Origin of the sequence: Streptomyces sp. NPDC005799, from assembly GCF_040630525.1 — a bacterium.
GTDB lineage: Bacteria > Actinomycetota > Actinomycetes > Streptomycetales > Streptomycetaceae > Streptomyces > Streptomyces griseorubiginosus_B.
Genome location: NZ_JBEXXQ010000072.1, coordinates 23,648 through 48,737, shown reverse-complemented (window position 1 = coordinate 48,737; position 25,090 = coordinate 23,648). Strand labels below are relative to the sequence as shown.

Below are 25,090 nucleotides of genomic sequence, written 5' to 3'. Positions count from 1 at the left end.
GCGGACCGTCCCACGTGGACGGTCCGCGCCTGCCGCGCTCCCGATCAGGTCACAGGGGGCAAGTGCCCTCGAAGGCGACAGTATTGGGGTCGTTCGGGATCGGGCAGAGGAACTGGTCGTAGCGGGTGTCGTTGTCGACGAAGCGTTTGAGCCAGGAGATGCTGTACTTGGCGACCGTGGTGTTGGGGCTCGCGAAGGTGAAGTGATCGGCGCCCTTGAGTTCCACGAAAGCCTTGTCGTGGACGTTGGTCAGCGCATCGTAGGCGGGCCGGGTGAAGGTGGAGACGGGGGCGACGGTGTCGCCATCGGCTCCGAAGATCATGGTGGGCACGCTGATCTGGTCGCCGGGGTTCGTGATGTCCCAGGGGGCCAGGGGGATCGCCGCCTTGAGCGACGGGTTGGCCGCCGCACTCTCCAGGGTGCCCCCGCCGCCCATCGACCACCCCATCAGGGCCAGCCTGTTGGGGTCGATCCTGTCTTTGACCGGGCTCTTCGTGGTCAGGTAGTTGAGCGCGGCGAGTTGCTGCCTGCTGCGGTCGGACGGGAAGTCCCACAACGCGTTGCTGTCCATGGTCATCACCACGAAGCCCTGGGAAGCCAGCCGTGGCCCGTACCAGGCGATCTGGCCTTGTACGGCGACGAAGCCCGGCATGATGACGACGGCGCCGAAGGTGCCCTGGCTCGTGTCGGTCGGGTAGTAGATGGTGCCGTCGTTGAAACCGGGGCCGCTTCCGGCCGGCACGGTGACGGAGGAGACGGCGAACGGGCCGGTGACGGCGGTTACGGACGACTCGGTGGGGGCCGGGCCTCGCTGGTAGGGGTTACCGGAGACCGCGTGGACGGGGGTGGCGAGTGCGATCGAGGTCACGACCGCAAGAAACGCCATGAGCGCTCGGGGGCGGAGCAGTTTCACGGTAGTCCTCTCGGCCGTGCTGTCAGTTGGTGTAGACGGTGGGGGCATCGGCGACACTGCTGTCGACCACGGGCGCGTAGCTGGCTGTGAAGTAGCCGTTGCCCGCGCACAGCAGCGAGCCGGAGACCTTCTTGAAGACCTGGTTGGTGAAGGTCAGGCCGTTGTCACCGTTGGAGCTCGTCGCGGAGAGGCTGGGGGCCTGGTAGACGCAGGTGGCGGAGCCCAGCAGGGTGGAGAGCACCACCGTGGTCTGGATGCTGCCACCCGTGGCCGGGGTCACCGTGACCGTGCCGTCGGAGGCGGCGGAGGTGGTGTAGGGCAGGGCGTTGACGGTGATGCTGCGCACTCCGGTGACGCCGAAGATGTTGCTGGTGCAGCCGCTGAAGGTCTGGGAGGTCGCGGACTCGGTGGCGGTGCCCGGGGCGGCGGGGTTCGATGTCACCGTGGCGGAGAGCGTCGAGCCGGTGCAGGCGATGCGGGAGGTGCCGTCGCTGGTGGTGGCGAGGGTGGCTGTGGTGCCGTTCGCCAGCGAGGCGGTGAGTACGTCGCCGACGGAGACCGCGTTTCCGGCGGCGCTTCCGTAGGTGAGCACGGCGCTGTCCGCCGAGGCGGCAGCGGCCGGGAGCAGGGCGAGGGCCGTCAGGGCAACCGTGACGGCGAGGGCGGGGACTGCGAACCTGGGCATACGGCGTCCTCTGCTGTGAGTGCAGGTGGCGAGGGCGGGTTCGCCGGCCCCGACTCGGGGTGAACGCGGTGACCCGGGCAAGGCGGTTCCCGGACTGCGGGAACTGCTGGTCCGATGTGCGTCCCTGGCCCGAGGCCAGGGGCGGTGTCACGTGCTGGCGGTCTTGCGCGTGCGTGACCCTGTTGGTTCCGGCGGCTCTACGGCCGCAGGTCCGCGCAAATTGAAAACCTGTGAGAGTTGTAAACCTGACGGGTATTCAAGTCAATACACTGCGCATGAGTTCGCGACGAAAGAGGACGAGCCCTGGCCACAGGGACATCGATGTCGCCTCAGCTGGTGCTGCCCGGCACCCGTGCCGGGCGCGACCCCGAGCGCTCGCTGCGACGCGGCCCACGCCGTACCTCACCCGAGGCGGTCACGTGACCCGACCGGTCTTCTACGAGATCTTCGACGGCAAGGAAGACGCCTTCATCACGGGGCTCGGCGCTCCGCTCGGCATTCTGGCCGAAGCTCCCGCGTTCACGACGATGGCCATCCTGGAGATCGATGCGGTCGGGCCCACGGGACGAGTGGCGCGCGAAATCCTGCCGGCCCGCTTCCGGGACCTCTCCACAGATCTTGCCGACGCCCAACTTCCCTTATCTGTGGATGAGTTGATCGACACACTCGGGCTTCGCGGGAGGACGCCCGCCTCAGGTCTGGAACAGGCTGTGGCGCGACACTCAAGTGCCCGTCGAGCGCAGGGGGGACGCCGCGGGCCGGACGTGTTCCGGTGCCGGCCGGGAATGCTCACGGTCAGGGCTCGACCGGGCCCGTTCACGGGACGGGCCGAAGGCCACGTTCGCCCGCAGGGCCATCTCCAACTCGAAACGGGCCTCCGCATCCCGCAGCGCCTCGCCGAACAACTTATCCAGCTGCCTCATCCTGTACCGCACGGTCTGCGGATGGACATGCAGCCGCGCGGCGGTCACCCCCACACTGCTCTCGCTCTGTAACCAGGCCAGCAACGTCTCCGCCAGCCGGTCACGCTGCGGTCCGGGAATTCCGGCCAGCGGTGCCAGAGCCCGCGACGACAGTGCCCGTATCAGCGGCTCGTCCGCGTAGAGAACCAGCGTCGAGAGGTGGTCGGCGCACCGGAGCACGCCCTCACCGGGCAGCATTCCACGACGCATCAGCGACAGAGCCCGTGCCGCACAGCGCAGCGAGTCGGCGATCTGGGACAGCGGCACGGTCGGCCCGACCGCGGTGGGCCGACCGCGCAGCACGGGTGCGAGGGCGGGTCTTCGTGGCCCGCCAGGCCTGTCCGGGTCCGGGATGACCAGAAGTGCGGGGCGTGCGCTCATGTCGGCCAGCACTCCGGCGGGCAGCAGCCGTTCGTCGTCCTCCTGCTCCATTCCGTCCACAGCCATGACCGCAACACGCCGCGGAATGGCCCAACGTGCGGCGCGGGCAAGTTCCTCGACCGCTTCGGCGGAGGCCGGCGGATCGGCGAACAGCAGGTCCGTCAGGCGTTTGCGGCGGCGCTGCAACTCGCCGGTGCTGTGCAGCAGGGCCTCGCCGTGGCCTTCGGTGGCCGCCTGCATCATCTCGTGCATGTGGGTGAAGGCCGCCTCCGCCAGCGCGGCCACCTCGCTGGAATCCAGCCCGAGTTCGTCGGCCGCCTTCGTCAGGCGCCGCCATGCGGCCCGCCCACCGAGCCGGAGCGCCGCCTGCAGCACTTCCAGGCCACGTCCTTCACCGGCTTCGCCTCGCCCGATCTCCTGGTAGGTGCGAGCGACACGCTCCTGATCCTGGTCGACGTCGGCGATGCGGTCCACGAAGAGCGTCAGAGCCCGTCTGACTCCGGCTCTGATGGTTCGCACATACGCGTCGTCGGCGGGCCGCGCGTATTCGGGTACCTGAAGCTGTACCTCGCGTTCGACTTCCTGGGTGATCTCGTCGAGATGGGGACGCAGAAAGTCCGCCAATCGCAGGGGGACGACGGCGAAAGGATCCATTGTGTCTGCTCCTACCGCTCGGTCATGGCGGCACAACCGAAGACGATATCCCCCGCCGGATCCCGCCGAACCGTTCTTCAAGTGACAAGGCAGGCTGGGAAGTTGTCCGTTCATGACAAACACACACGGATCAGGCCGGCACACCGAGCGCCGCGGCGAGCAGCGGCCAGGAGGTGACGAACTCCCGCTTCCAGTCGCTCCATTGGTGACCACCGCCCTGATAGATGTGCTGGGTGACCGGGACGCCCAGGCGGCCGAGCTCGGTGACGAAGCTCTGGGTGGACGGGGCCACGAGGCTCTCCAGGACTCCGGGCAGAGCGCCGTTGAAGTCGAAGTTGCCGTTGATGAGCTGGATAAGCGCGAGGATGATGGAGACGGGGTCGTTGAGGCTGCCGCTTCCCACGGAGACGTAGAGCGTGGTGCCCCGCAGGGCGCTCGCCCGGGCCAGGGGGTTGAAGTCCTGCCACGTGGCCAGGTCGCGGGTCGGATCGCCCCACAGTGTCAGGGGGTCGATGTTCTCGCGCGCCACGATCGCCTCGATGATCGACGGCATCCTCGTCACCATGGTGTCGGGAATACCGCTGTACGCCGCGGCGGCCACGAACGCTCCCGGATGGCGGGCGGCGTGCGCCATCGCCCCGTACCCTCCCGTCGACACCCCGGCGACGGCCCGGACGCCCGAGGCCCGGTAGTTGGCGCTCAGCACCGCCGGAACCTCCTGGAGCTGGAAGGTCTCGTAGTCGGGGCCGGTCCGCCAGTGCGTGGGGATGGCGGTGGGACCGCCGTCGGGCATAGCGACGATGAGGTTCCGGTTCGCCGTGAACGCCTCGATGTCGGTTTCCCGGGTCCACGAGGTGTAGTCGTCGTGCGCGCCGTGCAGGAGGTAGAGCACCGGCCAGGTCCGGCCCGGCTGGTCGGCGTAGGAGGTCGGCAGGATGATCCGCACGGGTGCGGTGCGGCCCAGCGCGGCGGAGGGAACGCCGAGGTCGTAGGTGCGGGCGTCCAGTCGAGTGACGGTGACATCGGCGGCCGAAGCCTTCCAGGCCCCGGCCAGTACCCCCGCGACTCCGAGGACGGCGGCCTTGGCGACGGTACGGCGGGACGGACCGAGGTGGTGAGCGGACGGGCGGTCGGACATGGCAGGCGGCTCCTGGCGGGGTGGGGAGGAGACGAGGACGGAGATTCCGGTGCGCCCGATCCTCAGACCGGCCGTTGACCGAGTACTCGGTTCAAGTGATCGGCGATGGTCTGGGCATGCGGCGGGTCGAGCAGCGACAGATGGTGTCCCGGTATGGGCACGACCTCCAGGTCCGGGCACAGCTCCGCCCAGCCGAGGTCGTCGTCGGCGCGCTCGTAGGCCGGGGCGTGCACCGTGTGCGGCGCGCGTTCGGTGGCCCGGTAGAGGATCACGCGGCCGGCGTAGGAACCGGGCGTGTGCGCCTCACCGGCCCGCAGGTCCAGGTAGGAGTCACGCTGGTGCCGCAGTGCGGCGGGTGGGACGTCCGCGACCGCGCTCAGCGCCTGCAGTACACATCCGATGCGGCCCCGGTCGTCGAGTCCGGCGAGCTCCTCGTACGGCAGGTCCAGCCACGCACCATAGGTACGGGCGACGTACGCGGTGAATCCCTCGAAGTGCTCGCGTGCCACCTCCCAGGCAGTCCGCCCGGGCGCCCGGGGCAGCGGACGTACCGCGTCGATGAGCACCACCGCGTCGGGCGGTGCGAGCTCGGCGGCCAGCAGCCGGGCTGCCTCCTGGGCCACGAACCCACCGAACGACCAGCCGCCGATCCGGTAGCGGCCGTCGGGCCACGCCTCGCGGATCACCTCCGCGCACAGCCGCGCCTTTGACGCGACCGTCTCCGCCTCCTCCGCCCGGTCCAGCCCGTACACCGGCTGCCCTGGAGCCAGAAGTCCGGCCAGGGGCCGGTAGACGTCGGGAGCGGCACCGGCCGCATGGACCAGGATCAATGGCGGGTTGTCGCCGACCGGTTGGAGCGCTCGGAGGGGGTACGGCAGAGCTCGGCCGACCGGTCGAGGAGCGGCCATGCGGTCCGGCAGGCGTATCCCTCGTTCGTCGTGCGGAGCGAGAGTGATCATGTCCGCGGCGGCCTGTACGGTACCGGCCCGCAGCAACTCGCTCAGTGCCAGCGGAACGCCGAACTCACGGACGGCGGCCTCGCGGAGCCGGACGGCCATGAGCAAGTCCAGGCCGAGTGCGGCGAGCGGAATGTCGGGACTGATGTGCTCGGGGCGGTGGCCGGTGATGGCGGCGAGATGGCGGATCAGCCGCTCCGTAACCCTGCCATCACCTTCACTTTCACCATCACCTGCACCCGGATCCGGCACAGGATGCACGTTGACGGGCACGGGGACAGGTACGGGGGGCGGGACGGCGGCGGGCGGTCCGCCGACCGGGCCGCTGCGTACGGCCGTCCACCAGTGGCGGGTGTGGCGCCGGGCTGGGAGGGGGACGTCGACGACCTCGCCGCCCGGGTCGAGGAGGCGGGCCGGGAGGCGATGGCCCGCGGTGTGCAGGGCGGCCAGTTGGCCGCGGACGGTGAGGGCGGGGTCCTCGCCTCTGCGCGGTGTGGGCCGGTGGAGGGCGTCGGGCAGGTTCTCGGCGAGCGGGTGCAGGAGCAACGGGTGCGGGGAGATCTCGATGAGCGCGCTGTGCCCGTCCGCCGCCGCGGCGGCCGGCGCGCCGGCGAGCCGGACCGGCGAGCGGAGATTGGCCGCCCGGTACGCGGCGTACGCGGCGTCGAAGTCGCAGGGGCCGGTGGGGTCGTCGTGGACGGTCGAGTAGACGCGTACGGCGGTGTCGGAGCAGCCCCGGACGTCGCTGAGACGGGCGACCAGTTCGGGCATCAGGAGCTCGACCCGGGGCGAGTGCCCGGCGCCCTGGACGAGCATGGATCGGGCGGTACGCCCCCGGGCTGTGAGGTGTTCGACTAGCCGGGAGACGGCCGGTGCCTCACCGGTCACGGTCTTCTGCCTGGGTGAGGTGTGCACGGTGAGGTGGGCGCCCGGGAACCGCGGTGCGATGTCGTCGAGTTCGTCGTCGGTGAGGTCCACCACCGCCGTCGCCCCGCCGCGCAGGGTGGCGAGCAGCCGGGACCGTACGGCGATGACGCGGGCACCGTCGGCGGGGTCGAGCGCCACGGCAACGACTGCTGCCGCGACTTCTCCCGTCGAGTGCCGGACGACCGCGGCGGGTTCGACGCCGTACAACCACCAGAGTTCGGCCAGCGCCGGCTGAGTGCCGTACAGGAGGGGCTGTGCGATCTCCACACGTCGTAGGTCGTCCGGTGTGCAGCCGTCGAGCAGTTCGTGCAGGGCGATGCCACTGAGCCTGCCGGCGGCGACCGAGGAAGCGGCCCCGGTGGTCGCCCCCTCCTGCGTCACCTCCAAGACCATGCGCTGCTGAGGATCCATCACGTCGGCCTCACCCGGGAAATCCTGAAGGAGGAGGAGTCGAAGCCGGTCAGGGTGGCGTCGTGGAGACAGCCGCCCCACGGGTTGGTGTCCGGCGGACCCGGGGACACGAAGTCACGCCGACGGCTCGGGGACAGCTCGGTGACGGCGTCGGTGCCCTCGACGAGCAGCCGCCAGTAGTCATCGGGACCGTGCACGCCTCCGGGCAGTCGGCAGCCGACTCCGACCACGGCGATCGGTTGCCGGGCGAGCGCGCAGTCGGGGGTGTGCTGGGCCTGCGAGCCGGGTGCCGCGCCGCCGAGGAGGGTGACCAACGCGTCGACGGTGGGCGCCTCCCACAGCAGGGTCGTGGGCAGCTCCCGGCCGACCGCGTGTGCCAGTTCTCCGGTGATGGCGACCGCGTCGCGCGAGGACAGACCGAACGCCGCCCACGGCAGGTCTCCGGTGACGTCCTCCTCCGGCAGCCCCGCCCAGTGAGCGATCCGTTCGACGACCAGCCGCCGCGGATCGATCGGGCCGTCCGCGATCGCGCTCATACCGTGCCCCGTTGCGGACGCTCGTAGGAACCGTCGAGATAGCGGGCACGGGTCAGCGTGCGGGAGATCTTGCCGCTGGAGGTGCGCGGCACGCTGCCGGGCGGGACGAGGAGCACCTCGGCCAGCCGCAGGCCGTGCCGGGCGGAGACGGCCGCGCGCACGGCGGCAGCGACCTCCTGGGGATCGCGGGCAGGGGCGGGCAGGCCACGAACGTGTTCGGCGACGATCACCACGGACTCCGCGGCGATCGCGGCACGGGTGTCGGTGCCGCCGTCAGGGTCCCGGCCGGCGGGGAGTTGTCCGGCCGGGACGGCGAAGGCCGCGAGACGGTCGGGGCGTATCGCCCGGTGGGCCGCCTGCGCGGTGCCTTCGACGTCCTGCGGATAGTGGTTGCGCCCGTCCACGATGATCAGGTCCTTGAGGCGGCCGGTGACCAGGAGTTGTCCGTCGAGTACCGTGCCGAGATCGCCTGTCCGCAGCCAGTGGCCGGGTTCGTGCGTCAAGCGGGCCTGGAAGGTCTCACGGGTCCGCGGACCGCGATCCTGGTAGCCGCGCCCGATGTTGGGTCCCTGGACCCAGATCTCGCCCACCTCCCCCTGCGGCAGGACGGCGGTGGTGACGGGGTCGACGATACGAATCGTCTGCCCGACGGGTTCGCCGCAGGCGGCGAGCAGGACCGCGGCCGGATCATCCGGGGAAACGGGCACGGCTCTGCCGGCCGCCAGGGTCTCGCGGTCCAGGGAGTATCGGCGCAACGGCTGTCCGGGCCGGTGCGCACTGACGAAGACGGTGGCCTCGGCGAGCCCGTAGGACGGGCAGTGCACCTCTGCCGGCAGCCCCTGGCCGGCGAAGGCCGCGTGGAAGTGGTCGGCGGTTTCGGGCCGCACGGGTTCGCTGCCGTTGACGAGCACGGCGACCCGGTCCAGCCGGAGGCCGGCCTTGTCCTCGTCGGAGATGACGGTCGCGCAGTAGTCGTAGGCGAAGTTCGGCGCGGCGCTGAGAGCGTTCGGAAAGTCGGACAGCAGGCGCAGCCAGCGTGCGGGCCGCCGCAGGAAGGCCAGCGGGTCCATGACGACCGACCGCAGTCCACGTACGACGGGGGCGGCGACACTGAGTACGAGCCCCATGTCGTGGTAGAGCGGTAGCCAGCCGACCATGGTGGGTGGCCGCTCGTCGGCGCCGTACGCGGTCAGCGCCTGACGGGCGTTGGCGACGACGTTCGCGTGCGAGATCTCAACGGCGGTCGGGGTTCGGGTGGAGCCGGAGCTGTACTGCAGGTAGGCGGTCGCCTGCCCGTCCGGCGCGGGGACCCGCGGGCCGTCCGCCCGGTCGTCGGGGACGAGGTCGGTGACGATCAGCCGGGGCCGCAGACCCTGCGCGGCGAGGAAGGCGCTCACGGTGTCGGCATCGGCGCTGGTGGTGAGCACGGCGGTGGGCCGGGAGTCGGCGAGGATTCCGGCCAGACGGTCGGCGTGACCCGGTAGGTCGGGGGTGAACAGCGGGACAGCGACGGCGCCGGAGGTGAGCGCGGCGAGGAAACCGACGACGTAGTCGAGGCCTTGGCCGCAGAGCAGGGCGACGCGTTCGCCGGGAGCCACGGTTTCCCTCAGGCGGGCGGCGACCGCGCGCGTGCGTACGTCGGCGCGGTGCCAGGTGAGCGTGCGCTGCCTGGCCCGGAGGCCCGGCGCCTGGTACTCGGCGAAGGTGAACGCGGGACGGCCGGGGATGTGTTGCGCCCAGTGGACAAGGTGAGCGGAGAGACTGCTCGAGTCGTCCGGCGCTGCGCTCGATGTGTCGGAGGTGTGCGGCAAGGCGTGCGCGGGCATGGGGGTACTCCTCACGTCACTGGTCGTCTCCCGGACCGGGAACTGCGATCAGGGCTGCGCTGCACTCACAGCGGAATGTTGCCGTGCCGCCGGTCGGGGACGGTGGCACGTTTGGTGCGCAGCGCACGCAGGGCGCGAACGATGTGCGAGCGGGTGCTGCGGGGCTCGATGACCGCGTCGATGTAGCCGCGCGCGGCAGCCGCGTAGGGGGTGCCGCAGACGGTTTCGTACTGCTCCACCAACTTCGCCCGCAGATCCGCCGCCGACCGCTCGCCGACCGCCGCGGCCGCGGCGAGCTCACGGCGATGCAGCACGCCGACCGCCCCCTGAGCGCCCATCACGGCGATGCTGGCGGTGGGCCAGGCGAAGTTGACGTCGGCGCCCAGGTGCTTGGAGCCCATGACGGCGTATCCGCCACCGTAGGCCTTGCGGACCACCACGGTGATCTTCGGCACGGTGGCCTCGGCGTAGGCATACAGCAGCTTTGCGCCGCGCCGAATGATCCCGGCCTGTTCCTGGTGGGTGCCCGAGAGGTAGCCGGGGACATCGGTGAAGGTCAGCAGCGGTACACCAAACGCATCACAGAAGCGGACGAACCGGGCAGCCTTCTCAGAGGCGTCGATATCGAGCACACCGGCGCTGTGCAACGGCTGGTTCGCGACGACGCCGACGGAGCGGCCCTCCACCCGGGCCAGGGCGCAGAGGATGTTGGGTGCGAACAGCTCGTGCACTTCGAGCAGTTCACCGTCGTCGACGACCGAGACGAGGATCTCCCGCATGTCGTACACCGCCTCGGGCCGATCGGGCACGATGGCGTCCAGGCGCGGATCGTCGAAGGAGGCCGCCGGCGCGACAGCGTACTCGGGGCAGCCGGAGCGGTTGTTCGCGGGAAGGTAGGAGAGCAGGACCCGGACCAGGTCGAGGGCGTCGTCCTCGTCCTCGGCGAGGAAATGGGCGTTTCCGTTGACCGAGTTGCTGGCGCGGGCTCCGCCGAGTTGCTCGGCCGTCGTCCGTTCCCCGGTGGCCGACTCGATGACGTCCGGGCCGGTGACGAACATGTGCGACGTGCCGTCGACCATGACGGTGAAGTCGGTGAGGGCGGGCGAGTATGCGGCGCCGCCCGCGCACGGGCCCATGATCACGGAGATCTGCGGGATGACGCCGGAGGCATGGACGTTGCGATAGGCCAGTTCGGCGTAGAGGGCCAGAGCGGCCACGCCCTCCTGGATGCGTGCACCGCCGGAGTCGTTGAGACCGATGACCGGGCAGCCCGTCTCCATCGCCAGGTCCATCGTCCTGACGACCTTCTCCCCGAACGCCTCGCCCATACTGCCGCCATGGACGGTGGCGTCCTGCGCGAAGACGCACACCTGGCGTCCGTCGACGGTGCCGAAGCCGGTGATCACGCCGTCGCCGTACGCCGTGTCGCCGCTGCCGTTGCGGCCGCACACCAGTGCACCGGTCTCGACGAAGGAATCCGCATCCAGCAACCGAGCCAGGCGCTCGCGAGCGGTGAGGCGGCCGCGCGCGGCCTGCCGGGCCACGGCCTGCGCGGATCCGCCGGCCAGGGCCCGTCGCTGTCGAGCAGCGAGGTCCGTGATCCGTTGCGCAGTCGTACCCACGGCAAGAGCGGGCGATTCCCGTGTCTCCGCGATCGAGGTCACAGCCACCTCCTTCGGCGGTTGTGAGCATGGCAGTGACGCAAGCGGCGGTCCTCTTTTTCGCACGCAATGTGAAGTTATTGAGCGATCTGCGGCGCGCATTCATAGACGGACTACAAGCGCAAACGCCCGAACGCCGCCCGACACGGCGGCGGACCCGAACTGGTGGGAGTCGCGTCGGACGTCCCGGTTCGGGCAGAGGGGGACGCACAACTGGCGCGGCCCCGGGGGCTGCCAAGGAGACACGGCTTCTTCCACGGCCCGTCCGGGCAATGACGTCGATGAGCTCCACAAAACGCACTCCCCATCGGTACAGGCGCGGCTGACTGTCAGAGAATGCCGACGTATGGCGTCGCAGAATCACCATCCGGGCGGCCGGAACCCCTGCCCGCGACCTTGCCGTGGTCGCATCACCACCGCCGCACAGCTTGAGCAGGCGCCCACTGCGCAAGGGCTGCAACGCGCGACTCGGTCATACGGTCACCTGTGGCCGGCCTGGCGCAGTACTCGGACAATCGTGCGGACGTCGGACCCCCGCCCGAGGACGAAGCGGCCATCGAGTACGCGCAGGTTCTGAGTTCGAGCCGCCGCCACCGTGGGTATCCGCCGCGGGCGCGGCTCACCCGGTGACGCAGGACCGGAGTCCGCACTATCACCTCGGCCGTCGCCTTCGCGCCTCATACGTCAATCCTCCTCTCGCGTCATGCGATCCCGAGCGCCGGCATCACCGAGCTGCACGGACGGGAACCCTCACAACCGAAACAACCTGCTCTCGTGATCACCAGTACGCCCGGACCGTTCGCCACCCTCGACGTCGCCGGGCGTGGACGGGCCGAGCGACATGGCGCATGCATCGAGCGGTTGCTCGGTGGCGCCGGGGACGTCGTGGTCATGTCGCTCTGCTCGTTCGTGCCGTCCAGCTCAGTGCGGCGGCTCTGGCCAGGTGCAGGTGTGCCCGTTCCGCTGGAAGGTCTGGTCCGCGCATGCGGACGTGGTGGAGGTGCAGCAGGTCCGGGAGCAGGTCCTGCGGGGGCAGGGTCCCCGCGTCCTCGAGCGCGCTGCGGTAGGCGGCCAGCGCGGTACGGCGTGCGGACCAACTCGCGCTGACGCTCGCGTCGAGCACCCGCGTTCCGGGGGCCTCAGGTCTGACGGCGGCGGCCGTCAGGGCGATGGTCTGGTCGTAGACCGCGCGGGGTGGGGCGCTTGTGTCGGTGTGGGTGTGCGCGATCAGCCAGCGCATCGCTTCGGCGGGGTCCCCGAGCAGGCCGACGGCGACGGCCACCATGCTCGCGGCGGTCACCGCTCGAGCGTCGGGAGCATCCCGGGCGGTCTGTGCGGTCAGCTGGGCGAGGACGGCGGCGGAGTCGGCGGCGAAGTACTCCTCGGCCGCGGCCATCGCGGCGGGGCCGCCGAAGCGCGCGGTCTGCGGGTGGTAGGTCTCCAGGCTCGTGTGCGTGATCAGGCCCGCATGGCGAAGTCGTCGGGTCCACTTGCCGGTCTGCTCGACGGCGGCGCCGAGTGAGCCGGGCGGGCAGGTCAGCCGCACGCGTAGATGGTCCTCGGGATCGCGGTGGCGCTCGAACCACCAGCGGGGTCCGCCCAACTCGTCGATCAGGGAGGGCAGATGGCCGGTCAGGAGCGCGTCCTGGTGGTCGCGGTGCCCGTGCAGCCTGATGGAGAGCACGTTGCCGCAGCCCGGCAGGTGGCCGTGTTCACGGTCGACGACATCGCCTGACAGGCGTACCGGTGTGACGGCCTGGTCCACGGCGGCCAAGGGGATGACGATCTCGTGGACGCGACCGCCGGCCCAGCCGAGGTCTCCGGGCTCTGGCGCGGCGCGGAGCAGTGCCTTGCCGTCACGTTCCACGTGGGTGCGCAGCAGGACCCGGTGCGAGGGCTCCGTCAGGTCCAGGTGGATGCGCCGGTCTCCGTCGCCCAGGTACACGTGCTCGGGCAGGAGCACGTCGCCACGCCATTCGGCCAGGGCCTTGTCCCACTGCGGCCACGGTGTCCGCGCGTCGGGCAGGTCGACGGCGGCGAGGATCCAGCGGGCCGGGGACAGTACGGTGCGCCCGTAGCGCAGTGCGGGCAGGAACGGCAGGCCGGCGACGGCGGCGCCCCATGAGAAGCCGGTGCAGGGGACGGCCAGTGCCACCGGTGCCTCGAGCAGGAAGCGTGCCAGCGGATGGGTGTGGTGGGTCAGGTCCACAGCGTTGGGCAGCATCGTGTGCACCGGGCGGCGGCGGGAGAGTGAGACCAGGTGCAACCGCTCGGCATCGGCGGTCACCGCCAGGTCGGTCACGGGTAGCTGGTGCGTGACGGGTCCGTAGTAATCCCCGAGGGGGATCATCAAGTGCGCCACTGGTGGGGCGTGCGCGACGTTCACGGAGCGTATGTACAGCGGGGCGGTGCTGATCTGTGCGAGCAGGGCGTCCTGGTGGGCGCCGGGCAGGCCGGCGTACGTGTCGGTCATCCGGCGGCGGTCGTCGGCGTCGAACAGGTGGAGGAAGCGCCCGGTGGCCGTTGCGGCCGCACGGGACACCCCGACGACGTGCAGGGTGAACTCGCCTGCGTCCAGGGCGGATACGCTCGCGGCGTGGATCCGGACCGTCACCTCCGTGCTCGGCTGCACGGGCCGAGCGTGATCCGTGACCCCCAGTTCCTCGATCACGGCGTCATCGAGCCGGACGTCGCGGCGGCGCCTCATCGCGGCGGTGTGAGCGAGTCCCAGCAGCCGGCTGTCACGGGCGGTCAGCCGCGACCCGGTCGACGCCGGTGTGGAGCCGAGGTAGCCCGGCGGGTAACCGAGGAGGTCGATGGCGTCCAGGACGGGCACCACCGCGGCTGGGCCGTAGCGTTCGAGGAAGCGGTCGTGCCAGTCGGCCCATCCGGGGCTCAGCGCTGCCCGCGGCGCCAGGCGGGTGAGGACCCCGGCGGCCGACGCCGCCTCCTCGGCCACCGCCTCCGGGATCACCAGATCCCAGTCCAGCCGCAGGTCGAGGGCGAGCATCGGTTTCACGGCGGGGCACAGGCGTGTCATCGCGGCCATCACGCGTTCGCGTTCGGCGTGGGCGCGCGCGGTGGCGGCGCCGGCGGTGGCTGCGTCGTCGTGCCGGGCCAGTGCCGCCGCGATCTCCTGCAACTCGTCGACGTCGGACGCCGGCAGGTGCTGTGCCTGTCCGAGCAGGACGGCGATCGGGTCGGATGCGGTGACCGCAGGACGCAGGCTGGTGATCAGGAATCGCTGTCGTACCAGGTTGACGAGGAGCTTGTCGATCGCGGCGGGCGAAGCGGCCGGGAATCCGGTGGAGAGGGCTTCGACGAGTTCCGCCCACAAGACGGGCGTCCGCGCGCCGTCCACAGCCATGCGGACGGGCCCGGTCGCGCGTATCCGCACATGTGCGGGGGCGGCGCCTTCCTCGTTGCTGGGGCGGTGCTCGATGGTCAGTCGTCCATCGCGTTCGAGGGCGAGGCTTGATGCGAGAAGCGTCAAATGGGGTCGCAGCCGGGGGTGTTGCTCCAGCCGGTCGACGAGTGCAGCGGTCCATACGGCGTCCGGTCGGGTGACCGCCCGGTGCCCGGTGCCCGCACGCAGCGCGGGAGCGGCCCCGATATGCGCGGCCTCGACGCCGGCGAACAGACCGAACGGGGTGGCGCGGGAGCGGGAGCGCAGCAGGTAGCGCAGCACCGACAGCACCGCGCGCCGCAGGGCGTGCTCCTCCACCGGCTCGCCGGCACGTATCTGGTGCACCCGTCTGGCCAGGTCGGGGCTGGAGAACTCGACCGCGATGGCGAAGTCGGCCGCCTGCCACATCTGTTGAAGCCACGCCCGCCACGACTCCTGGGGCGCGGAAGGGTCGGTCAGGTCCGGCCAGACCGGCGAGTCGTCGGGGCGTCGGGCCGCCGCCCGGACCACGGCCGCATCGACATGACGGTACAGGCGGTCCAAACGGCCCTCCAGCAGCACAACGATGTCATCCGCCATTTTTCCCGAACGCCCAGGCGCAGAGGCGATTATGAGTCATGGTCATTGTGGCGGCTGCTGCGCCGCACCGATGCCGTTAAGTCTGCATGAGCCGCTGACCTGGCCGAATTCCGTCCCGCGAAAACGACGACGTATGGGCTGTTGAGACACGGGCGCCCTGGCTAGCGTGGGCGCGATACACGGCACGCGGCACATTCCCATCCTGTTTGCGAAGGGGAAGAATTCATGACCGCTGTATTTCCCGAGAACCTCGCCGATGAGGAATTCGGTGAGCTCGAAGAACTCCAGGTGATCGATTCCAGTGAGCTGAAGCTCGGCGCGGCCTACCACACGTACACCTACATCGCGGCGGAGAGCACGGAGGACATCCCCGGCTAGAGGACCCGAGAGCCGAGGCCATGCTCGAACGGGTGGGACCGGTCAGACGAGGAGGTGGGTCGTGCCGTCCAGCCAGTCGGCGGACCGCACTCGCACCGACGTCCTGTTGATCTTCCCTCCGCAGACCGAGGCCAGGTTCTTCCCGTATCTGAGCCTGCCCTATCTCACGGGCCATCTGCGGCGCCGGGGTAGGCGGGTTCATCAGGCCGACCTCAACATCGGCGTGCTCCACGAGCTGCTGCGACGTCCTGCGCTGCTGGACGGCGCGGTCCGCGCCCAGGAAACGGGCGACGGCGGTACGGCCGTGAGCGACTGGTACCGCCGAGCGGTGGCCGACGTCTTCACCACGCACATCGACGGGGTGCGTGCGCACGTTCTGCACAAGGAGTCAGCCGGCGAGCTGGGCCCCGACCGTGCGGTCCGGCTCGCCACCCTGGCTCTGGAACTACTGGCCCGCGACAGCTTCCTGACACGGACCTGGGAGGACCTCGGCCGGCTCGACGACGCCGTACGCCGGGCCGCAGACCGGCCGCCCGACGCGTCGGGCGTACCGGTCGTCTCGCTGCACCGTCTGGTGACCGGGTTGCTCACTCGTCACCGCCCCCGGGTCGTCGGCCTGTCGGTGGCGTTCTTCAGCCAGCTCGCGTCCGCGCTGCTGATCGCCGCCTGGGTCCGGCGGCTGGCACCGGATACCCGGATATGTCTGGGCGGTCAGCAGGTGATGCTCCGCCACGACAGCCTCGCCCGACTGCCCGGAGTCCGGGAAACGATCGACGCGCTGTGCCCGACCGCCGGGGAGGAACCACTCGAACGCTGGCTGGATGCGCTGGACGGAACGATCCCGCTCGCCGCCGTGCCCGGCATGACCTGGCTGTCGCGGTCCGGGGCCGCACCGCGCACGGGTCCCGCGGTGACCCTGCGCTTCCGTGACCTGGGACCGCCCGACTTCACCGGACTGCCGTTCCGCTCCTACCTCAACAACGCCCTGGAACTCGCGATCGTCTCCTGCGTCGGCTGCTACTGGGGGCGCTGCGCGTTCTGCTCGTACGGCAACCGGTCGCTGCCGCACGGCGGGTACCAGCAGGGCACCGCGGCCCAGATCGCCGACGCCGTAGAAGCCGTGGTCCGCGCCACGGGCACCCGGTACGTGTCGGTCGCGGACGAGAACACCAATCTGCGGCTGATCCTGAACGCGATGCGCGCGGTGCGCGAACGCGGCATACGCGTCCGGTTCGGCGTGCGCAGCCGGCTGGAGGCCGCCCTGACCGACCCGGAGTTCTGCCACGCCCTTGCCACGGCCGGCTGCGCGATGATCTCAGTCGGCTACGAGGGCACCTCTCAGCGCCTGCTGGACCGGATGCACCGGGGCGTTCGCGCGGCCGACTACCAGAGCGTCCTCGACAACCTCGCCGCGGCGGGCATCACCGTCCGGTTCACCGTGATGGGACAGGTCCTGGACGAGACGCCGGCCGAGTTCGAGGCATCCTTGCGCTTCCTCGTCGACAACGAGCGGCACATCGGCATCGACGCGCTGGAACTGATGGTGGCGGAACCCGGCAGCAGGCTCGTGAACAGCCCCGAGGAGTACGGGCTCGCCCTCGACACCTCTGACCGCCTCGCGGGCAACCCCGAGCTGAGCTACCTGGCCGGCCGCCTCGGCCACCCGCTGGCGGTCCGCGGCGGCCCGACGCGCACCGAGGCCCTGGACCGGCTGGTGCGGATCTTCCGCACCGTCCGACCGGGCCGGACGAGCCCCTCAGCACCCTCGCGCCCCGCAGCCGACCGTCATCGCTCGCCGGCCGTCGCGGCCCTGCGCCCGCACCCATGGGTACGCACCGTGCCCGCGGACGCCGACGACCGCACGGCGGACCACCTCACCGTCGCCGACATCGTCCGGGAACGGTTCTACGCACTCCCCCGCGCCGACGTGGAACAGCGCTCCGACGGCCTGCTCACGGCCCGCACCGACCGTGGCCGCCGACTGCTGGCCCGCCTGGCCGACGCGGCGGCCGGCACCCCCCACCCGGCCCCATCAGCCGCACCAGCACTTCCAGCCAGGAGCTCGACTTGACTTCTCCCCCAGCTGAAGCAGGGAGATTCTTCCCTCGCGGGTTGAGTTTTCTGCTTCTCGGACAGCAGCTGCCCCGAACTAACGGCAAGGGACGTGGGTACGCCCAGCAGTCTTACGCCGGCTCCACAGACCTGACATCCCGCCAGCCCGGCGGTAGGCCCGGCCGGCTTGGTTGTCGCCGACCGGGCGCCATACAAACTACCCCTTGCCTGCGGGTGGTTGGCGGTGAACGCCGATCCGCCCGGGCGGCGCATCGGCTGTCCCTGCCCTGCTCCGCAGGAGTCCGTTTCCTCCCCCGCCTGAAGGCGGGGGTATCCACGGAGGAATCCCGATGACGCAACCGCCGCGCACCGCACCCGGCGGCGCCCCTGCCGTCTCCATCCCCGAAGCTCCGCACAGGATGGGACTGGGGCTGTTGATGGACATGCCGTGGGGCGGCGGACGCCTCGGCAGGCGCGGCATCGGATTCGTGGAGAGCGACGACGGCGGCGGAGACATCACCGACCGGGTCCGCGCCTTCCTGTACCGCCACGGCGGCGACTTCGCCTACGCGGCCCTCGCCTTCCAGCCGCGCTCACGCGCCCGCGTCCGCACGGCCGACTACCTGCACGCGTACGACCGCTTCTTCGAGGCGCTGCCCGCCGGGACCGCCCGCGCCTTCCACCAGACCGAGCTGAACATGGGCGCACCCGAGCCCTACGACCGCCGCCCGGCCGCCGAGTTCACCAACGAACTGTCCGCCCGCTACGGCTTCTCCTGGGTGGTGGAGGACCTGGGCATATGGAGCCTGCGCGGCATACCGATGCCCTATCCGCTCCCGCCGCCGCTGACCGAGCCGGGTCTGGAGATCGCCACCCGGAACGTGGCGGAGGCGGCCCGGCTGCTCGACCCGCCGCTGCACGTCGAGTTCCCCGGATTCACCGAGGGCGGCTCTTTCGTCCTGGGACACATGGACGCCTTCGCCTACTTCTGCCGCCTGGCCGAGGACGCCGACGTGTGGGTGACGCTCGACGTCGGCCATCTGCTCAGCTACCAGTGGCTGAGGGGACGTACCGGAGACAGCATGTACGACGGGATCGAATCGCTTCCCCTGACCCGCTGCCGGGAACTGCACCTGTCGGGCTGCCAGATCGTGGGCGGCAAGTTCCGCGACCTGCATCACGGCGTCCTGCTGGACGAGCAGCTGGAGCTCGCCGAGTATCTGCTGCCGCGCTGCCCGAACCTGCTCGGGGTGTCCTACGAGGACCCGATGTACCGCGAGGACGGACAGCTGGTCGAGAAGTCCCGGCGCAACTACGCACGGCTGCGGGAGCTGGTCGGCGCCTGGCAGCGCGGGGAGGCGGTGTGAACACGGTGGAGCCGGGCGCGTCGCTGGACGGCGAGCGGCTGACAGACCTGCTGATGCGGCTTCTGCTGGACGCTGACCTGCGGGCCCGCCTCGCCGACGAGGGCGCCGAAGCCGTGGCGACGGATCCAGGTGAGGTGGAGTGCCTGGCCTCGGTCGACCCGGCCGAGCTCGACACCACCGCGCGCAGGCTGCGCTCGCAGGTCTGGCGGCCCGGCAGCGGCGGCAGCCTCGCGACCACGTTCCCGCGCAGCCTGCGGCTGCTCCAGGACGCGGGCGCCACGGAGTCCGGCCTGCTCACCGGCTTCCTCGGCTCGCCGCACTTCGCCAAGTTCCGGCTGATCCCCTACACCGGCCCCGGGTTGTCGGTGGAGGAGGCCTTCGCGTGCCACCTGCTGGACGGCGCCCAGAACGCGGTGCTGCGCGACACCGTGACCCACGAGCTGATGATCGCCCTGTTCACCGCACTGACCTGCGAGCAGCCGTTGTCGTTCGTGATCGAGGCCGAGGGAATCGTCCGCACCGACCGCGGCCACTCCGCCGTGCGCACGTATGAGATGGCGTCCGTGGCCACCTGGGGCACCGCCCCGGGCGGGCGGCCCGGCGCCGGTGACACCGAACGCACAGCCAAGGTGGAAGCACTGCAGTACGCGTACTTCGCCACGCCCGCCGGGCTGGCTCACGGCGTGGTGTCCGGGCGGGTGGCGGCTGCCTTCGAGGCGGAAGCGACGCCCCGGCGCGAGACGGCACGCCGGGCGCTGGCACGCCGTGGACTGTGGTGACGGGGAGAGGATGCGCCGTGCACATCGTGTTGGTGGACATGCCGTGGTCGTCGCTCGACGCGCCGTCCCTCGCGCTCGGCATTCTCAAACGCCGGATCCTCGACGTCTTTCCCGAGGGTGCCGCGGACGTCGAAGTGGTCCACGCCAACCTCGACTTCGCGGACTGGGTGGCCGCCCGTACGGAGTACGGGTTCGAGGAGTACGACTTCTGCGCGAGCTCGTACTTCTCCGGACACAGCGAGTGGATCTTCTCAGCCGCGCTCAACGACCGACCCCGTTGGCGGGTGGCGGAGTTCACCGAGCACTTCGGCCAGAAGTTGCCCCGGCGCATGCTGGCCAAGGCGCGCGAACTGCACGAACTCGCGCCGCTGTTCGTCCGGGAGACCGCCGCCAAGATCGCCGCGACGGCGCCGGACGTGGTCGGCTTCACCACGACGTTCGCGCAGAACGCGGCGGCGCTCGCGGCGGCCCGCGTGGTCAAGGAACTGGCACCCGACACCACCACCGTCTTCGGCGGCGCCAACTGCGACGGCGCGCAGGGCGCAGCGCTGCACCGCAACTTTCCCCAGGTCGACTTCGTGGTGCGCGGCGAGGGCGAGCTCGCGTTCCCGCGACTGCTCGCCGCACTCCGAGACGGTGACACCGACGCCCTGGCCGCCATCCCCGGCCTGTGCCGCCGCGACCAGCACGGCCGGTCCGTGGCACATCCCCTGGACGCCGCCCCACTGCCCCCAGGAGCACTCGTCACCCCGGACTACGGCGACTACTTCGAACGGCACGCCCAGTCCACCGCGGGCGGCTGGGTGGAGCCGCGGCTGGTGGTGGAGGCCTCACGCGGCTGCTGGTGGGGCGAGAAACACCACTGCACGTTCTGCGGCCTCAACGGCTCCTTCATGGAGTTCCGCAGCAAGGACCCCAGGCGGTTCGTGGAGGAGATCCTCGGCCTGGTCCGACGCCACCGCGTACTCGACGTCTGGGTCACCGACAACATCCTCGACATGGCCTACCTCACCTCCATGGCCCCTCTCCTCGAAGAGAGCGGCTACGACCTGCGGCTGTGCTACGAGATCAAGTCGAACCTGCGGCGCGAGCAGCTGGTGACCCTGTACGCGGCGGGCATCAGCTACGTACAGCCCGGCGTGGAGAACCTCAGCAGCCGGGTGCTGAAGCTGATGGACAAGGGAGTGAGCGGCTGCCAGAACGTACGGCTGCTACGAGACGCCGAGACCGTCGGCATCAACCTCAGCTGGAACTACCTCTACGGCTTCCCCGGCGAGAGCGATCAGGACTACGACGAGATCATCGACCAGCTGCCCGCGCTGCACCATCTCGCCCCGCCGGCCAACTCCACCCGCCTGAAGGTCGAGCGGTTCAGCCCCTACTTCGACCGGCCGGAACTCGGCTTCGGCGAACTGCGCCCCGCCTCCCACTACCAGCACATCTACGACCTGCCGGAGGACGAACTCGCCGACCTGGTGTACATCTTCGACGCACCGCACCAGGGCATCGCCGACGGCTGCCTCAACCGGCTGCGCACGGCCGTCGCCGACTGGACGCGGTCGTACCCGCGCAGCCGCCTGACCCACTGCGACCTCGGCGGACACATCGTCCTGGTCGACACCCGGCCGGATTTCTCCTGGCACCTTCTCGACCTCACCGACCCGCTCGACATCACGGTGTTCCGGCTGCTCGACAATCCCCACAGCCCGGCGGCGCTGCTGCGCAAGACCGCGGCCCGATTGAGGGACGCAAGGGGGCCGGCCGAAGAGGTGACACCAGAGCGCATCACGGGACTGCTGGCGCGCTGGCGCGCGCTCGGCCTGGTCTTCGCCGAGGGCGGCCAATACGTGCACGTCGCGCCCGCCGTGGCCAATCAGGACCTGCTGCGGCTCGACGGCGCCGGACTGCACGGTCATGACACGGCGCTGGTTCCCGCCCTGGTGGCCCCGGCCGGCGAAGGCGCCCGATGAAGCCGGGGCTGACGCTGTGGAAGGACCGGGATCCGGCGGCCAGGTGCCTGCCCGGCGTCCGCTGCGGCACTCTCGACGGGCCGCCGGACAACCCCGTGCACGCCGTCGGACAACTCGCCTCCGAAGGCGTCCAGTTCGTCCAGGTGCACGAGCCCGTGGACCTGACCGACGCGGACGGCACGTCCGCGGTCGCCGTCCTTCTCCTCGTCCGGGAACTCACCAGCCACGGCATCGCGGTGGACTGGACGCTGCGGATGAACGACCCGGCCCAGTGGCGGGAGTTGAGCCATCTGTACCCCCCGGCAGCTGTCCTGTACGGCTCCACGGGAGGGGAGAGCGAGGAAGGCGTGGTCGCCGCGTGGCGCGGCTCATTCCACATAGCGAAGTGCGGCTATCGCCGCGGCCCGGGGTTCCTGGAGATCCGTGACCACCGCTGGGGCTCCTTCCGCCGCCTTGTCGTCCAAGAGCCCGGCAGCGGCGCATTCCAGGGGCTGCTGGACGGCGTCCCGGCGGTGGTGTCGGCTTCGACCGAGCGGGTCCTGCGGCGTCACCTGCACGAGCACCTGCTCCATCGCGCCGGGCGCTATCTGTGGTGGACTCCGTACCGCCTACGACGCTGGCCGCTCAGCACGACGATCCCGTAAGAACCTCTCGACCCACTGCTGCGTCAGCTCATCAGCCTGACGCCTGATCCCCGGAGCCGGCACCGACGCGGGCGCACCGACGCCGAGGAAGTCCAGGCAGCCCCGCAGACCCGCTTCGTAGTGGGCGACCAGGTCCTCGTAGACGACGACATGGGGGACGACCCCGTGCCGGCCGAAGTAGTTCTCCCAGACGGCCGCGTCGCGATCGAGCATCCTCAGATGCCGGCGAATGTCGTCATAGCCGTACCGGGGAGTGACGCGCGAACTCCCCTCCGGCAGATAGGTCCCGTCCAGGATCCAGACACCGGTCTGCTCGGCCATGGCGTACGACACCGCCTGCCGTAACCGGTCCCTGCGCTGGATCCAGATGTACCGGGGTGCCTGGAGGATGTCGTACGGGTCGGCCTCCAGCCTCCCGAGGTGCCCCGCGTGGATCCGCAGCCCGAACACGCCGTTGGGGCTGGTCCGACACGCCATCAGCCGTCTCACGTAGCCCGCCGCCAACTCCTGTGGATCATCGGAGTCGAACCCCCACCGCTCGAAGTAGTCCAGCACGAAGGCGTCGGCGAAGTAGTCCTCGGCGAACCCGACCAGCCCGGTGTGCCACAGGGCGCGGGCGAGCATGTTGCTGCCGCACCGGGGGGTGGACGCGAGCACGTAACGGACCGGCGGCACCCCGGTGAAGGGCGGGAAGTCGAACTCCGGACCGTTGGTCCGATAACGCAGCACCATGACAACACCTTCGCGCCCGGCACCCATGCTTGTCACCAACTGGGCCCCTTCGGGCGCGCGGCACGGCAACGCGTCGGGCGAACGGCCTCCGGGACGTGGCCGCCGGCCATGCGATGATCATCGAACCAGACCCTCAGTGCCCGTTTCGGAGCCGGCGTTCGGCGGCCCGCTGGCCCCGCCACTCTGGGCGGACTCCGTTTCACGGGGAAGCTGGGTTCGCCCCCACTCGGTCAGCATCACGATCGGCTCCTGGAGTGTCTGGAGCGCGAGATCCCGCCAGACAGCGTGACGAGTTCGCTGTGTCTCCTGGGTCCGCCGGTCAGAGCGAACAGGACAACCACGGACCACTTGTTGGCGATGATCTCGACCGCCAACCGTGCGGGGCAGTCGGCGAGGAACACCGTGCCCGCTTCCAGGTCCTTTGCCGTGCTCCCCAGGTCGGCTGTGGCAGAGGCGATCTGCTCCTGTTCCGGTTGCTGTGGCCAGTCCAACAGCTGTGCGAAGGCCGGTTGGCCGACTTACGCCCGACCACTTCGCAGACCGCTCCCCCCGTGGCGGTACGGTATGCGGCAGTCGATCGCGTGTTCTGTGATCGCTGACCATCAAGGGGGTTTTAATGAAGCACCGTCGTCCGCGCCCGCCTCGTAGAACGATCGCCAGAGCGGTCGGTTCAGCAGGTGCGCTGGCCGTCGCGCTGGGCGTGGGCATATCACCGGCCATGGCCGCCGAGAAGACGTCCGACAAGCCTGCGGCCACCGGGGTCTCGCCCGACGAGCCCGACGTGAACACGCCCTGGGCGCCCGAGAACGACGCGGCCGCGCTGTCCGCCAAGACCGCGCACCCTCAGGCTCTCGCATCCAGCCGCACGACCGCGGCCGCTCTGCAGCTCAACATGCCCACGCCGACGGGGCCGAACAGCGTCGGCATGGTCGGTCTGCATCTCGTCGACAACTCCCGTACTGATCCGTACGTGCCCGGCACGAAGCGCGAGTTGATGGTCTCGCTCTGGTACCCGGCCACCGCCACGTCCGGGCACTACCAGGCACCGTGGATGCCGTCGATCTCCGGCGCCCACTTCCTCGCGACACGCGGTCTGTCGCCGCAGCAGGTGACCCTGCCGAAAACCGCGGGTCACGTCCTGGCTCCGGTGAAGACCTCGCTCGGCAAGCTGCCCGTCCTGCTGTACTCGACCGGGCTGCACTCGGACCGTGCGATGGGCACCGCGCTCGCCCAGGACCTGGCCAGCCGCGGCTACCTCGTCGTCACCGTCGACCACACCCACGACGCCAACGAGGTGCAGTTCCCCGGCAACCGGCTGGAGCTCAACAGGATGCCGGCGGGCACCCACTCCTCCGACACGCTCAAGGTGCGCGCGGCGGACATCAAGTTCGTCATCAACCAGCTCGGCAAGATCAGCACGGGTGGCAACCCGGACGCCGGCCACGCGACGCTCCCCACCGGGTTGAAGCAGTCGGTGGACATGTCCCGTGTCGGGATGTTCGGCTGGTCGCTGGGCGGCGCGGCGGTCGACACCGCCATGCAACTCGACCACCGCATCGCCGCCGGCGCCAACTTGGACGGCCAGTTCTTCGGAACGGCTCCGAGCAAGGACCTGGACCGGCCCTTCATGCTCTTCAGCTCCGGCAGCCACAACCGGAACAATGACGCCTCGTGGCGCACGCTGTGGTCGCATCTGAAGGGTTACCGGGTCGACATCAAGCTCCATGGTGCCGCCCACCAGTCATTCAGCGACAACGCGTGGATGGTGCCCCAGGAGGCGGGTCTGCTCAGGCTCTCCCAGGCTCAGCTGCAGCAGATGTACGGCACGATCGACCCGAAGCGGTCAGTCCTGGTCCAGTCCACCTACCTCGCCGCCTTCTTCGACCAGACGCTGCGTCACAAGCACAGCACGCTGCTCGACGGGCCCTCCAGCAAGTACCCTGAGATTTCTTTCGTCCGCTGACCGGACGGCCGCCCGGGACGCCGAAGGGCCGGACTTGTCCGCAGGCCCGCCCTTCGACGCGTCGGGGCGGCGGCCCCGTGTGTGTCGCGTCACCTCGCCCCCGTTAACTTGGACGATACGGGGCGGAAGTGTGATGGTTATGTGACCGTAGGGCGCTAAGTTGTTTACCC

17 protein-coding genes and 1 pseudogene are annotated in these 25,090 nt (G+C 70.3%); 7 read left to right on the top strand and 11 right to left on the bottom strand.

Translation table 11 applies throughout. The annotated features are described in order from the left end of the window. Positions 1–49: 49 nt before the first annotated feature. The 9 genes from ABZ453_RS44540 to ABZ453_RS44500 form a co-directional block, all read right to left on the bottom strand. Positions 50–868: a dienelactone hydrolase family protein gene (locus ABZ453_RS44540; protein WP_359024756.1), complete on the bottom strand. Its 819-nt coding sequence runs from the start codon at positions 866–868 to the stop codon at positions 50–52. A 67-nt stretch (positions 869–935) separates the two neighbouring features. Beyond that, positions 936–1,598 carry a Tat pathway signal sequence domain protein gene (locus ABZ453_RS44535; protein WP_359024754.1) on the bottom strand — a complete coding sequence of 221 codons (663 nt, stop codon included), beginning with the start codon at positions 1,596–1,598 and terminating at the stop codon, positions 936–938. Between the two features lie 722 nt (positions 1,599–2,320). Next, positions 2,321–3,676, bottom strand: a complete 1,356-nt coding sequence (locus ABZ453_RS44530) for a helix-turn-helix domain-containing protein (protein WP_359024752.1) — start codon at positions 3,674–3,676, stop codon at positions 2,321–2,323. A gap of 49 nt (positions 3,677–3,725) precedes the next feature. Next, on the bottom strand, positions 3,726–4,733 hold the full coding sequence (locus tag ABZ453_RS44525; RefSeq protein WP_359024750.1) for an alpha/beta hydrolase family protein: 1,008 nt from the start codon (positions 4,731–4,733) through the stop codon (positions 3,726–3,728). Positions 4,734–4,795: 62 nt separating this feature from the next. Continuing rightward, complete coding sequence (locus ABZ453_RS44520) at positions 4,796–6,997, bottom strand: acyltransferase domain-containing protein (protein ID WP_359024748.1); 2,202 nt, start codon at positions 6,995–6,997, stop codon at positions 4,796–4,798. A 29-nt stretch (positions 6,998–7,026) separates the two neighbouring features. Then, positions 7,027–7,563 carry a beta-ketoacyl synthase N-terminal-like domain-containing protein gene (locus ABZ453_RS44515; RefSeq protein WP_359024746.1) on the bottom strand — a complete coding sequence of 179 codons (537 nt, stop codon included), beginning with the start codon at positions 7,561–7,563 and terminating at the stop codon, positions 7,027–7,029. Then, the gene (locus ABZ453_RS44510; protein ID WP_359024744.1) at positions 7,560–9,389 is read right to left on the bottom strand and encodes a fatty acyl-AMP ligase; all 1,830 of its coding nucleotides are present in this window, start codon (positions 9,387–9,389) and stop codon (positions 7,560–7,562) included. Before ABZ453_RS44510 ends, ABZ453_RS44515 begins: the two co-directional genes overlap by 4 nt. 65 nt (positions 9,390–9,454) lie before the next feature. Continuing rightward, complete coding sequence (locus ABZ453_RS44505) at positions 9,455–10,957, bottom strand: acyl-CoA carboxylase subunit beta (protein WP_359024761.1); 1,503 nt, start codon at positions 10,955–10,957, stop codon at positions 9,455–9,457. Between the two features lie 982 nt (positions 10,958–11,939). Beyond that, positions 11,940–15,035, bottom strand: coding sequence for a lantibiotic dehydratase (locus ABZ453_RS44500; RefSeq protein ID WP_359024742.1), 3,096 nt, complete (start codon positions 15,033–15,035; stop codon positions 11,940–11,942). Positions 15,036–15,260: 225 nt separating this feature from the next. Between ABZ453_RS44500 and ABZ453_RS44495 the strand changes: the two genes are divergently transcribed. From ABZ453_RS44495 to ABZ453_RS44470, 6 genes are all read left to right on the top strand, one after another. Then, positions 15,261–15,413, top strand: coding sequence for a hypothetical protein (locus ABZ453_RS44495; RefSeq protein WP_165955061.1), 153 nt, complete (start codon positions 15,261–15,263; stop codon positions 15,411–15,413). A gap of 61 nt (positions 15,414–15,474) precedes the next feature. After that, a complete protein-coding gene (locus ABZ453_RS44490) occupies positions 15,475–17,484 on the top strand; it encodes a radical SAM protein (RefSeq protein WP_359024740.1) in 2,010 nt (669 codons plus the stop codon). Between the two features lie 331 nt (positions 17,485–17,815). Beyond that, the gene (locus tag ABZ453_RS44485; protein ID WP_359024738.1) at positions 17,816–18,832 is read left to right on the top strand and encodes a DUF692 family multinuclear iron-containing protein; all 1,017 of its coding nucleotides are present in this window, start codon (positions 17,816–17,818) and stop codon (positions 18,830–18,832) included. After that, positions 18,829–19,611, top strand: coding sequence for a hypothetical protein (locus ABZ453_RS44480; protein WP_359024736.1), 783 nt, complete (start codon positions 18,829–18,831; stop codon positions 19,609–19,611). The genes ABZ453_RS44485 and ABZ453_RS44480 overlap by 4 nt, the downstream gene beginning before the upstream one ends. Before the next feature lie 17 nt (positions 19,612–19,628). Further along, the gene (locus ABZ453_RS44475) at positions 19,629–21,581 is read left to right on the top strand and encodes a RiPP maturation radical SAM C-methyltransferase (protein ID WP_359024734.1); all 1,953 of its coding nucleotides are present in this window, start codon (positions 19,629–19,631) and stop codon (positions 21,579–21,581) included. Beyond that, positions 21,578–22,225, top strand: coding sequence for a DUF5825 family protein (locus tag ABZ453_RS44470; RefSeq protein ID WP_359024731.1), 648 nt, complete (start codon positions 21,578–21,580; stop codon positions 22,223–22,225). Before ABZ453_RS44475 ends, ABZ453_RS44470 begins: the two co-directional genes overlap by 4 nt. On the opposite strand, the gene ABZ453_RS44465 is transcribed toward ABZ453_RS44470, so the two are convergent. After that, complete coding sequence (locus tag ABZ453_RS44465) at positions 22,190–22,957, bottom strand: Stf0 family sulfotransferase (RefSeq protein WP_359024729.1); 768 nt, start codon at positions 22,955–22,957, stop codon at positions 22,190–22,192. The genes ABZ453_RS44470 and ABZ453_RS44465 overlap by 36 nt on opposite strands. 263 nt (positions 22,958–23,220) lie before the next feature. Then, positions 23,221–23,373: pseudogene (locus ABZ453_RS44460) on the bottom strand (winged helix-turn-helix transcriptional regulator); the annotation flags it as partial. A gap of 302 nt (positions 23,374–23,675) precedes the next feature. On the opposite strand from ABZ453_RS44460, the gene ABZ453_RS44455 reads away from it, so the two are divergent. Then, a complete protein-coding gene (locus tag ABZ453_RS44455) occupies positions 23,676–24,920 on the top strand; it encodes a hydrolase (protein ID WP_359024727.1) in 1,245 nt (414 codons plus the stop codon). The last annotated feature ends 170 nt before the right edge of the window (positions 24,921–25,090 follow it).

What these genes read in the sequence shown, in the direction of transcription:
- ABZ453_RS44465 (WP_359024729.1), bottom strand. Translation starts at nt 22,957, where the DNA reads ATGGTGCTGCGTTATCGGACCAACGGTCCGGAGTTCGACTTCCCGCCC.
- ABZ453_RS44455 (WP_359024727.1), top strand. Translation starts at nt 23,676, where the DNA reads ATGGCCGCCGAGAAGACGTCCGACAAGCCTGCGGCCACCGGGGTCTCG.
- ABZ453_RS44535 (WP_359024754.1), bottom strand. Translation starts at nt 1,598, where the DNA reads ATGCCCAGGTTCGCAGTCCCCGCCCTCGCCGTCACGGTTGCCCTGACG.
- ABZ453_RS44510 (WP_359024744.1), bottom strand. Translation starts at nt 9,389, where the DNA reads ATGCCCGCGCACGCCTTGCCGCACACCTCCGACACATCGAGCGCAGCG.
- ABZ453_RS44470 (WP_359024731.1), top strand. Translation starts at nt 21,578, where the DNA reads ATGAAGCCGGGGCTGACGCTGTGGAAGGACCGGGATCCGGCGGCCAGG.
- ABZ453_RS44515 (WP_359024746.1), bottom strand. Translation starts at nt 7,563, where the DNA reads ATGAGCGCGATCGCGGACGGCCCGATCGATCCGCGGCGGCTGGTCGTC.
- ABZ453_RS44525 (WP_359024750.1), bottom strand. Translation starts at nt 4,733, where the DNA reads ATGTCCGACCGCCCGTCCGCTCACCACCTCGGTCCGTCCCGCCGTACC.
- ABZ453_RS44495 (WP_165955061.1), top strand. Translation starts at nt 15,261, where the DNA reads ATGACCGCTGTATTTCCCGAGAACCTCGCCGATGAGGAATTCGGTGAG.
- ABZ453_RS44485 (WP_359024738.1), top strand. Translation starts at nt 17,816, where the DNA reads ATGACGCAACCGCCGCGCACCGCACCCGGCGGCGCCCCTGCCGTCTCC.
- ABZ453_RS44500 (WP_359024742.1), bottom strand. Translation starts at nt 15,035, where the DNA reads ATGGCGGATGACATCGTTGTGCTGCTGGAGGGCCGTTTGGACCGCCTG.